Here is a 9,907-nt window from a genome sequence, read left to right as displayed (position 1 = left end):
ACACCACGTACGCCTGGTGACCGCCCTCGACCTCCTCGCGGACCCGCTCCCAGGCGCGCGTGAGGAAGTGCGGCTTGTCCTGGGCGGGCACCACGTGGGTGGTGATCGGCGAGCGCCCGGCGGGCAGGACCGCGTCGAGCGCCTTGGAGATCTTCCAGGTCTCCAGCTTGGCGCAGGCCGGGTAGAGGGGGATGAGCCGGCCCGCGAAGGCGTCCACCGCCTCCCGGTCCGCGCCCTCGCCGCTGAGCAGCTCGTAGGCGGGGTGGGAGAGCTGGAGGCGGCGGTTGAACATGCCGACCTTGCCGGCGAACATCGCGCGGGTGCCGGGCAGCAGGTCCTTGTGGGGCTTGTGGACGCCCGAACCGAAGAAGACGAGCTGGAGCCGGCCGGCGCCGTCGGTGATGGTGACCTCCAGGCGTCTGCCGCGGCCGCCGTTGAAGGTGTGCACCCGGGCGTCGGCGACCTGGGCGACGACGGTCACGTGCTCGTCGAGCTGGTCGGCGAGCTCGGTGAGCGGGGTCAGCTCACCGCGCTCGGCGTACCGCCGGGGGTAGTGGTGGAGCAGGTCGCCGACCGTGTGCAGGCCGAGCTGCTCGGCCAGCACCTTGGCGGTGGCGGGGCCGAGCGTCTTCTTCAGGGGTTCGTCGAGCGCGGGCACGTGTTCCATTGCACACCATCGCGCTGACACCCCGGCCCCACGACCGGCTATTCGACCCCGATGACCAGCGGGGCCGAGTGCCGGCCGGCCCGGTAGGTGACGGTGTCCACGGCGAGGTGGCCCTCGCGCACCCGGGCCTCCAGGCGGGCGGCCAGGGTGTCCGGGACGTCGGGGCCGAGGAGCAGGGTGACCAGTTCCCCGCCGCCGCCCAGCATCCGGTCCAGGACGGCTTCGGCGGTCTCCTGGAGCCCGGGGCCGATCACCACCACGTCCCCGTCGATGAGCCCGAGCACGTCGCCGGCCTGGCAGATCCCGGCGGAGGTGAAGGAGCGGCGTTCGGCCACGGCGAGTTCGCCGTAGCGGGTGGCGCCGGCCGCGGCGGTCATGGCGACCACGTCCTCGTCGAAGCTGCCGTCGGGCTCGTGCACGGCGAGCGCGGCCAGGCCCTGGACCGCGGACCGGGTCGGGATCAGGGAGACCCGTACGCCCTCGGCCCGGGCCGCCACGGCCGCCGCGGCGGCGGTGGCGCGCAGCTCCACGTCGTTGGGCAGCAGCACCACCTCTCGGGCGTGGGCGCGGCGGACGGCGTCGAGGAGGTCGGCCTCGGTGGGCGGCTCGCCGGGGCGGACCAGGACGGTGGTGGCCCCGGCCTCCTGGCACAGCCCGGCCAGTCCCTCGCCCTGGACGACGGCGACGACGGCCCGCTGGACGCGTTCGGGGCGGGCGGTGCGGCGCAGTTCCTCGGCGCGGAAGTGGGTGATGCGGATCCGGTACGGCCGTCCGGCCGTGACCCCGGCCTCCACGGCGGCCCCGGGGTCGTCGACGTGCACGTGCACGTGCCACAGTCCGTCGCCGCCGACGACGACCAGGGAGTCCCCGAGCGGGTCGAGCCGCTCGCGCAGGTCGGCGACGGCCTCGTCGGTGGCCTCCAGCAGGTAGATCACCTCGTACGCGGGCCCGTCCTGCTGCTGGACGCAGGGCCGGTCCTGCCGCGGTACCGGCACCGCGCGCCCGGGGACGGCCACGGGGGCGGGCTGTTCCCCGGAGAGGGCCTGCCACAGCGCCCCGAGGACGGCGACCAGTCCGCAGCCGCCCGCGTCGACCACGCCGGCCCGGCCGAGCTCGGTGAGCTGGCCCGGGGTGGCGTCCAGGGCGGTGCGGGCGGCGTCGTAGGCGGCCCTGGCCACGGCGGCAGGGGTCACGGCGGAGGCGGCGGCCGACTCGGCGGCCCTGGCGGCGGCGGCGGCGACGGTGAGCATGGTGCCCTCGACGGGGTGGGCCACGGCCCGGTAGGCGGACTCGGCGGCCCGGGTCAGGGCGTGGGCCAGCCGGCGGGCGGCCTCGGCGCCGCCGGCGGCCTCGTCGGCGGCGGGCCCCTCCTCGGGCTCGGTGCCCAGGACGTCGGCGACGCCGCGCAGGAGCTGGGCCAGGATGGTGCCGGAGTTGCCGCGGGCGCCTATGAGCGCGCCGTGCGCGTAGGCGCGGACGGCCGTGCCGAGGGTGGCGCTGGCGGTGCCGGGCGTCCCGTCCGGGACGGCGGCCTCGACCTGGCGGGCGGCCGATTCGGCGGTCAGGTAGAGGTTCGTTCCGGTGTCCGCGTCCGCGACGGGGTAGACGTTGATCGCGTCGATGTCCTCGCGGGCGCGGCCCAGGGCGGCCACGGCCAGGGAGCTCCAGGTGCGCACCGCGTCGGCGTCGAGGGTGTGCGGCTCGTGCGGCACCGGGCGTTCCTCCTCGTGCGGGCTTGGGTTCACCGCAGGGTAACGAAGGCCGGGAAGCGCAGTCCGACGGTCAGGTCGGTCCATGGTAGTTTTCTTGTACGGACGCAGCCGTTGTATGCTGCTCCGGTTGCCCGACGCACGTCGGGCCGTTCCCCGGCAAACCACTTCAGATCTCTGATCCGGTGCGCCGGATTTCACTGTAAGTGCATCTGAAGTCTTTGGAGTGACCTGTGGCTGCCAACTGCGACGTTTGCGGCAAGGGGCCGGGCTTCGGCAACAACATCTCGCACTCGCACCGCCGTACGCCCCGTCGCTGGAACCCGAACATCCAGCGCGTGCGTGCCGTGGTCGGTGGGACGCCGAAGCGCCTCAACGCCTGCACCTCGTGCATCAAGGCCGGCAAGGTCTCGCGCTGACGCTCCCGTCGTAGCGCAGCCCTTCCGGTTGCCAAGAAGGCCGGTCCACCTCGGTGGACCGGCCTTTTGCCTTGCCCGCGTACGGGTCCGGCCCGTGTACGGCCGTGCCTGCGTACGGGCCCTGCCCACGGACCGAGCCCGGTCCGCGGGGCCTAGGCCGTCTCCTGGGCCCGGCGCCACTGCCAGGCGTGGTCCACCGGTCCGATGCCCCCGCCCAGCGCGAACCCGGCCGCCAGGGCGCCGGTGACGTAGGCCTTGGCCGCCGTGACGGCCTCGGGCACCGGCAGGCCGCGGGCGAGGCCCGCCGCGACCGCGCTGGCGAGGGTGCAGCCGGTGCCGTGCGTGTGCCGGTTGTCGTGCCGGGGTGCCCGCAGCCACAGCTCCTGCTCGCCGTCGCTGAGCAGGTCCACGGCCTCGTGGCCGGTCCCCAGGTGCCCGCCCTTGATCAGCGCCCAGCGCGGGCCGAAGCCCAGGACGGCGTCGGCGGCCCGGCGCATGTCGTCCTCGGAGTGCACCCGCAGCCCGGTCAGCTGCGCCACCTCGTCCAGGTTGGGCGTGGCGACGGTGGCCCGTGGCAGGAGTTCCTCGCGTACGGCGTCCAGCGCGGTGGTGGCCAGCAGGGCGTCCCCGTGCTTGGAGACGCCGACGGGGTCCACCACGGCCGGGGCGTCGGTGCCGGCCAGCAGCTCGGCGACGGTCTCGACCAGGGGTGCGGAGGACAGCATGCCGGTCTTGACGGCGGCCACGCCGATGTCGTCGACCACGGCCCGGTACTGGGCCGTGACGGCCTCGGCGGGCAGTTCCCAGACTCCGTGCACGCCGAGGGAGTTCTGCGCGGTCACGGCGGTCAGCACGCTCATGCCGTGCACGCCGAGGGCGAGCATGGTCTTGAGGTCGGCCTGGATGCCCGCGCCGCCGCCGGAGTCGGAGCCGGCGACGGTCAGACAGCGCGGCGGGGCCGGGTGCGGGGTCATCGCAGGTGCTCCTCGGCGATCTCGCCGCCGAAGTGGTCCCAGCCGCCGGTGCTGGTCCAGGGCGCGCCGTCGACGGTCACCTGGGGCTGGGCGGAGGGGTTGAGGACCTCGCCGATGACCTTCCAGCGGGCGGGGAGCTTCACGTCGGGCGGGAAGGTCGCCACGATCGCGTGGTCCTCCCCGCCGGTGAGCACCCACTGGAGCGGGTCGACGCCGACGGCCTGGCCGATGTCGTGCATCTGGGTCGGGATGTCGACGGCGCCGGAGCGGACGTCGATGCGGACCTTGCTGGCCTCGGCGATGTGCCCGAGGTCGGCGATCAGCCCGTCGCTGACGTCGGTCATGGCGGTGGCGCCGAGCCCGGCGGCGGCGGGGCCCGCGTGGTAGGGCGGTTCGGGCCGGCGGTGGGCCTCGACGAAGGCGCGCGGGGAGCGGAAGCCGCGCGAGAGGACGGCGAAGCCGGCGGCGGACCAGCCGAGCCAGCCGGTGACGGCGACCACGTCGCCGGGCTGGGCCCCGGAACGGGTCACCGGCTCGTGGTTGCGCAGGTCACCGAGGGCGGTGATCGCCACGGTGATGGTGTCGCCGCGGACGACGTCCCCGCCGACCACGGCGGCGCCCGCGACCTGGCACTCGTCGCGCAGTCCGTCCATCAGCTCGGTGGGCCAGGTGACCGGCAGCTCGGCCGGCACCACCAGGCCGAGCAGCAGCGCGGTGGGCACCGCGCCCATGGCGGCGATGTCGGCCAGGTTCTGGGCGGCGGCCTTGCGGCCGACGTCGTAGGCGGTGGACCAGTCGCGCCGGAAGTGCCGGCCCTCCAGCAGGATGTCCGTGCTGGCCACGACGCGGCGGTCGGGTGCCGAGACCACCGCGGCGTCGTCGCCGGGTCCCAGCCGGACCGCCGGGGTGGTGGTGAGCCGGGAGGTGAGCTCCCTGATGAGCCCGAACTCTCCCAGCTCGCCCACAGTGCCCTTCATCGCTGTGCTCCTTCTGGCCCAGTCCGCTTGCGGTCGCGAGCCGTCACAGCTCTGGGTACCGTCAACAGATACGTCAACTTCTGCTCTGCGTACGCCCCGCAGCGCGCGGCGCCGGTCCCCCGGGTCTCCCCGTGGCACGCGGCGACGCGGTACCGTGGCGTCCCTTCTCCCCCGGGCCCACCCGAACGGCCGGGCCCACCCCGAGGGTAGGGGGAATCGCTCGTCGTGGCCGCCCTGGAGGTTCCGTGGTACAGGCGTACATCCTCATCCAGACCGAGGTGGGAAAGGCGTCGCTCGTCGCCGATTCCATCTCCCAGATCCAGGGGGTGATCCAGGCCGAGGACGTGACGGGGCCGTACGACGTGATCGTGCGGGCCCAGGCCGACACCGTGGACGAACTCGGCCGCATGGTGGTCGCCAAGGTCCAGCAGGTGGAAGGGATCACCCGGACCCTGACCTGCCCGGTGGTGCATCTGTAGCCCCCGTCTACTCTTGGCCGGTGATGTCCCTGCACCGCCGGCCCCTCCGTCTGCCCGCCCTGCTGGCCGTACTCGCCCTCGCGGGCTGCGCCCCGGGCGGTACGGAGGCCCGGGTGGAACCCCCGCCCGCGCCGCCCGCCGAGGTCGCGAATCTCTGTGCCGCGCTGCACGAGAAGCTCCCCGACCAGGTGGCCGGTCTGGCGCGGAGCACGACCGAGCCGCGTTCCGACCTGACCGCCGCGTGGGGCGGCTCGGCGATCGTACTGCGGTGCGGGATCCCCAAGCCCCCCAAGATGTCCGATCCGCAACAGGACGGGATCCACGTCAACGGCGTCGCCTGGCTGCTGGAGCAGCTCGACGAGGAGGCCGGCGGCGGGTTCCGGTTCACCACCGGGATGCGGCTGGCGTACACCGAGGTCGTCGTCGACAAGGCGCACGCCAAGGACGCCGGGATGCTGGTCGGGCTCTCCGCGGCGGTCGCCGGGACGGTTCCGGAGGGGATCGCCTCCTACTGACCCGGCTGCCGGCGGCGGACCGGCCGCCGGACACGCGCCGAACCGCCCGTCGGGACTCCTCCCGGCGGGCGGTTCGCACACGTGGGTCAGCGCAGGCCCGTGGAGCGGCGCAGCGCGGCCTGGATCAGGCGGTCGACCAGCTCCGGGTAGCTGATGCCGGACTCCTGCCACATCCGCGGGTACATGGAGATCGGCGTGAAGCCGGGCATGGTGTTGATCTCGTTGATCACGAAGGTGCCGTCCTCGGTGAGGAAGAAGTCGGCACGCACCAGGCCCTCGCAGGAGGCAGCCTCGAAGGCCTCGATCGCCAGCCGCTGGACCTCGGCGGTCTGCTCGGGGGTGAGCGGGGCGGGCACGATCCCGGAGGCGGAGTCGATGTACTTCGCCTCGAAGTCGTAGAAGTCGTGGCTGGAGACCGGCGGGATCTCGGCGGGCACGCTGGCGCGCGGGCCGTCCTCGAACTCCAGGACGCCGCACTCGATCTCGCGGCCGCGCAGCAGCGCCTCCACGAGGACCTTCGGGTCGTGGCGCCGGGCCTCCTCGACGGCCTCGTCCAGGCCGGTGAGGTCGTCGACCTTGGTGATGCCGATGGAGGAGCCGGCCCGGGCGGGCTTCACGAACACGGGCCAGCCGTGCTCGCCGGCGAAGTCGACGATCTTCTTGCGGGCGGCGGCGGGGTCCTGCTCCCACTCGCGGGGGCGGATGGTCACGTACGGGCCGACGGGCAGCCCGAACGAGGTGAACACCCGCTTCATGTACTCCTTGTCCTGGCCGACGGCCGAGGCGAGCACGCCCGAGCCGACGTAGGGGACGCCGGAGAGCTCCAGCAGGCCCTGGAGGGTGCCGTCCTCGCCGTAGGGGCCGTGCAGCACCGGGAAGACGACGTCGACCTCGCCCAGCGCCTTGGGCACGGCGCCGGGTTCGGTGTAGACGACCTCGCGGTTGGCGGGGTCCACGGGCAGGACGACCCCGCCCTCGGCGGACTCCGCCAGCTCGGCGACGTTGGGGAGCTTGCGGTCGGTGATGGCCATCCGCTCCGGCTCGTCGGCGGTCAGCGCCCACCGGCCGTCGGCGGTGATGCCGATGGGCAGCACCTCGTACGTGGAGCGGTCGATGGAGCGCAGAACGGCGCCCGCCGTGACGACCGAGATGGCGTGTTCGGAGCTGCGGCCGCCGAACACGACGGCCACGCGCGGCTTACGACGCTGCTGCTCAGGGCTCTGGGAGGAGGTCTCGCTGCTCATATCGGGTTGAGACTACCCGCTCGGCGGCACGGGAAGGTGTCAGCGGCGTTCCGGTTTCGCACTGCGGGACATCAGCTCCTTCAGCGCGACCAGCGGGGGCTTGCCGTTGTGGACGATGTCCACGACCGTGTCGGTGATCGGCATGTCGACCCCGTGCCGGCGGGCCAGATCGGCCACCGACTCGCAGGACTTGACCCCCTCGGCGGTCTGCTTGGTGACCGCGATGGTCTCCTCCAGGGTCATCCCGCGGCCCAGGTTGGTGCCGAAGGTGTGGTTCCGGGAGAGCGGCGAGGAGCAGGTCGCGACCAGGTCGCCGAGGCCGGCCAGGCCCGAGAAGGTCAGCGGGTCGGCGCCCATGGCCAGGCCCAGCCGGGTCGTCTCGGCCAGGCCGCGGGTGATCAGGGAGCCCTTGGTGTTGTCGCCCAGGCCCATGCCGTCGGCGATGCCGACCGCGAGGCCGATGACGTTCTTGACCGCGCCGCCGAGCTCGCAGCCGACCACGTCGGTGTTGGTGTACGGGCGGAAGTACGGGGTGTGGCAGGCGGCCTGGAGGCGCTGGGCGACGGACTCGTCCACGCAGGCGACCACGGAGGCGGCGGGCTGCCGGGCGGCGATCTCGCGGGCCAGGTTGGGGCCGGTGACGACCGCGACGCGCTCGGCGGGGACCTTGGCGACCTCCTCGATCACCTCGCTCATGCGCTTGGCGGTGCCGAGTTCGATGCCCTTCATCAGGGAGACGAGCACGGTGTCGGGGGCCAGCAGCGGGGCCCAGGCGGCGAGGTTGCCGCGCAGGGTCTGGGAGGGGATCGCCAGGACGGTGAAGTCGGCTCCCTCGGCGGCCTCGGCCGGGTCGGTGGTGGCGCGCAGGTTCGGCGGGAGGGCGGCGCCGGGCAGGTAGTCCGGGTTGGTGCGGGTGGTGTTGACCGCGTCGGCGAGCTCCTGGCGGCGGCCCCACAGGGTCACCTCGCAGCCGGCGTCGGCCAGGACCATGCCGAAGGCGGTGCCCCAGGACCCGGTTCCGTAGACGGCTGCCTTCACGGGACGTGTCACTTCTTGCCCTCCCCCGCGGCCTTGCGCCGCTGTTCCGCCCTGGCCTTGCGGTGGTCGTACGGCTGCGCCGGGGCCCGCTCGCCGCGCAGTTCCTCCAGCAGGGCGGTGATGGCCGCCATGATGACCTCGGTGGCCTCCTTGAGGACCTCCGGGGTGGGCTCGCGGTCGTAGTACGCGGACAGGTCCACCGGGGCCCCGGCCAGCACCCGCAGGGTCTTGCGGGGGAACAGCGAGAGCTTGTTCTCCTTGGCGTACGGCGGCATCGCCAGGTTGGCGCCCCACTGGGCCACGGGGATGACCGGCGCCCGGGTCAGGAGGGCGACGCGGGCGGCGCCGGTCTTGCCGGCCATGGGCCACATCTCGGGGTCGCGGGTGAGGGTGCCCTCCGGGTAGAAGGCCACGCACTCGCCGCGCTCGATGGCGTCCACGGCGGCCCGGAACGCGTCGAGGGCGTTGGTGCTCTCGCGGTAGACGGGGATCTGGCCGGTGCCGCGCAGGATGCTGCCCACGAAGGAACCCCTGAAGAGGGCGGCCTTGGCGAGGAACCGGGGCACCCGGCCGGTGTTGTACTGGTAGTGCGCGTAGGACAGCGGGTCCAGGTACGAGTTGTGGTTCACGGCGGTGATGAATCCGCCGTCGGCCGGAATGTGCTCCATTCCCCGCCAGTCCCGCTTGAACAGCACTACCAGCGGCGGTTTTGCGATGACCGCCGCCAGGCGGTACCAGAAGCCGATTCTGCGGCGGGACACGCGAGCACCTTCCTTCTGCGGGCCGGATTCGGATGAGGGGCATCCGGACGGCCGGACAAGTGTCGCCCCGGGCCCGGCCCCTGTCGAGAACACCGTACGCCCCGCTCACCGTGAAGGACCCACGGGCCGCCCTGGCGGGGGGCGACAATGGCCCGACACGTGTACGAGGGATGGGGAGGCGCCACGAACGCCGTCTGGAGCCTGGTGCTGCCGCTGAAGCCCCTGGCGGTGGCCAAGAGCCGCCTGGCCGCGGCCGCCGGGGCGGACCGGGCGGGCCTGGCGCTGGCCTTCGCCCAGGACACCGTGGCCGCGGCGCTGGCCTGTGCGGCGGTGCGGGATGTGGTGGTCGTCACGGACGATCCGCTGGCGGGGGCGGAACTGGCGGTGCTGGGGGCACGGATCGTCGCGGACGCGCCCGCGGCGGGGCTCAACGCGGCCCTGGCCCACGGGGCGCGCGCCGTGCGCGCGGGGCGGCCGGGAGCGCCGGTGGCGGCGATGAACGCGGACCTGCCCGCACTGCGCCCGCGGGAATTGCTACGCGTGCTCGAAAGCGCGGAAGGATTTCCCCGAGCATTTCTGGCGGATGCGGCAGGAATCGGGACGACCTTGCTTTCCGCGGCACCGGACCGGGAATTGGCACCCGCGTTCGGGGGTGCCTCGCGGTCCCGGCATTCCGCGTCGGGGGCCGTGGAAATCGTCCGGGCGGACGTGCCGAGCGTGCGGCGGGACGTGGACACCGGGGCCGATCTGCGGGCCGCGGCGGCCCTCGGGCTGGGGCCCCACACCGCCCGATACAGTTCCCGTATGCAGGCGACCGCTTACACGTACGACTCCCGGACCCGCAGCGGCAGTGTGCTGCTGGACGACGGCACGCCGGTGCCCTTCGAGGCGCCCGCCTTCGACGCGGGGGGCCTGCGGCTGCTGCGCCCGGGGCAGCGGGTGCGGATCGAGACCGAGGGCCAGGGCACGTCCCTGCGGATCACCCTGATCACCCTGCAGACCTTCTGATCCCGCTGCATCCTGGCTGACCCCGCTGCATCCCTTCCGAGCTGCGCGGACAGCACCGCGGGCCGGCTCCCCCGGTGGGGGAAGCCGGCCCGGCGTGCGTGACGACGTACGGCCGC

General features: G+C 73.7%; 10 protein-coding genes and 1 pseudogene. 4 read left to right on the top strand and 7 right to left on the bottom strand.

Annotated features, from left to right (window positions below; translation table 11 throughout):
- On the bottom strand, positions 1–667 hold a 667-nt coding region (locus tag EF918_RS09925; protein WP_260610021.1), incomplete at its 3' end, for an OB-fold nucleic acid binding domain-containing protein.
- Between the two features lie 38 nt (positions 668–705).
- A complete protein-coding gene (locus tag EF918_RS09920; protein ID WP_260610020.1) occupies positions 706–2,379 on the bottom strand; it encodes a DAK2 domain-containing protein in 1,674 nt (557 codons plus the stop codon).
- A 230-nt stretch (positions 2,380–2,609) separates the two neighbouring features.
- Here EF918_RS09920 and rpmB point away from each other — a divergent pair, with 230 nt between their 5' ends.
- Positions 2,610–2,795, top strand: coding sequence for a 50S ribosomal protein L28 (rpmB, locus tag EF918_RS09915; protein WP_030195073.1), 186 nt, complete (start codon positions 2,610–2,612; stop codon positions 2,793–2,795).
- Positions 2,796–2,947: 152 nt separating this feature from the next.
- Here rpmB and thiD read toward each other — a convergent pair whose 3' ends face one another.
- Positions 2,948–3,769, bottom strand: coding sequence for a bifunctional hydroxymethylpyrimidine kinase/phosphomethylpyrimidine kinase (gene thiD / locus EF918_RS09910; RefSeq protein ID WP_125643868.1), 822 nt, complete (start codon positions 3,767–3,769; stop codon positions 2,948–2,950).
- Positions 3,766–4,746 carry a thiamine-phosphate kinase gene (locus EF918_RS09905; protein WP_125643866.1) on the bottom strand — a complete coding sequence of 327 codons (981 nt, stop codon included), beginning with the start codon at positions 4,744–4,746 and terminating at the stop codon, positions 3,766–3,768. The genes thiD and EF918_RS09905 overlap by 4 nt, the downstream gene beginning before the upstream one ends.
- Before the next feature lie 245 nt (positions 4,747–4,991).
- On the opposite strand from EF918_RS09905, the gene EF918_RS09900 reads away from it, so the two are divergent.
- Positions 4,992–5,225 carry an Lrp/AsnC ligand binding domain-containing protein gene (locus tag EF918_RS09900; protein ID WP_125643864.1) on the top strand — a complete coding sequence of 78 codons (234 nt, stop codon included), beginning with the start codon at positions 4,992–4,994 and terminating at the stop codon, positions 5,223–5,225.
- A 23-nt stretch (positions 5,226–5,248) separates the two neighbouring features.
- On the top strand, positions 5,249–5,740 hold the full coding sequence (locus tag EF918_RS09895; protein WP_125643862.1) for a DUF3515 family protein: 492 nt from the start codon (positions 5,249–5,251) through the stop codon (positions 5,738–5,740).
- A gap of 86 nt (positions 5,741–5,826) precedes the next feature.
- Here EF918_RS09895 and EF918_RS09890 read toward each other — a convergent pair whose 3' ends face one another.
- The 3 genes from EF918_RS09890 to EF918_RS09880 are packed head-to-tail and all read right to left on the bottom strand — an operon-like array spanning position 5,827 to position 8,783.
- Complete coding sequence (locus tag EF918_RS09890) at positions 5,827–6,984, bottom strand: D-alanine--D-alanine ligase family protein (RefSeq protein WP_125643860.1); 1,158 nt, start codon at positions 6,982–6,984, stop codon at positions 5,827–5,829.
- Positions 6,985–7,023: 39 nt separating this feature from the next.
- Entirely contained in the window at positions 7,024–8,034 is a 1,011-nt protein-coding gene (locus EF918_RS09885) for an NAD(P)H-dependent glycerol-3-phosphate dehydrogenase (RefSeq protein ID WP_125643858.1), read from the bottom strand.
- Positions 8,031–8,783: a 1-acyl-sn-glycerol-3-phosphate acyltransferase gene (locus tag EF918_RS09880; RefSeq protein WP_125643855.1), complete on the bottom strand. Its 753-nt coding sequence runs from the start codon at positions 8,781–8,783 to the stop codon at positions 8,031–8,033. The genes EF918_RS09885 and EF918_RS09880 overlap by 4 nt, the downstream gene beginning before the upstream one ends.
- 147 nt (positions 8,784–8,930) lie before the next feature.
- Here EF918_RS09880 and cofC point away from each other — a divergent pair.
- Positions 8,931–9,572: pseudogene (cofC, locus tag EF918_RS09875) on the top strand (2-phospho-L-lactate guanylyltransferase); the annotation flags it as partial.
- Between the last annotated feature and the right edge of the window lie 335 nt (positions 9,573–9,907).

Source organism: Streptomyces sp. WAC06614 (assembly GCF_003949795.1).
Taxonomy (GTDB): domain Bacteria; phylum Actinomycetota; class Actinomycetes; order Streptomycetales; family Streptomycetaceae; genus Streptomyces.
Note: the sequence above shows the minus strand (reverse complement) of the source record. Positions and strands in the feature narration are given on the sequence as shown.

Coding starts and splice junctions, on each gene's coding strand:
- thiD (WP_125643868.1), bottom strand. CDS start 3,769: ATGACCCCGCACCCGGCCCCGCCGCGCTGTCTGACCGTCGCCGGCTCC.
- EF918_RS09905 (WP_125643866.1), bottom strand. CDS start 4,746: ATGAAGGGCACTGTGGGCGAGCTGGGAGAGTTCGGGCTCATCAGGGAG.
- EF918_RS09895 (WP_125643862.1), top strand. CDS start 5,249: ATGTCCCTGCACCGCCGGCCCCTCCGTCTGCCCGCCCTGCTGGCCGTA.
- EF918_RS09890 (WP_125643860.1), bottom strand. CDS start 6,984: ATGAGCAGCGAGACCTCCTCCCAGAGCCCTGAGCAGCAGCGTCGTAAG.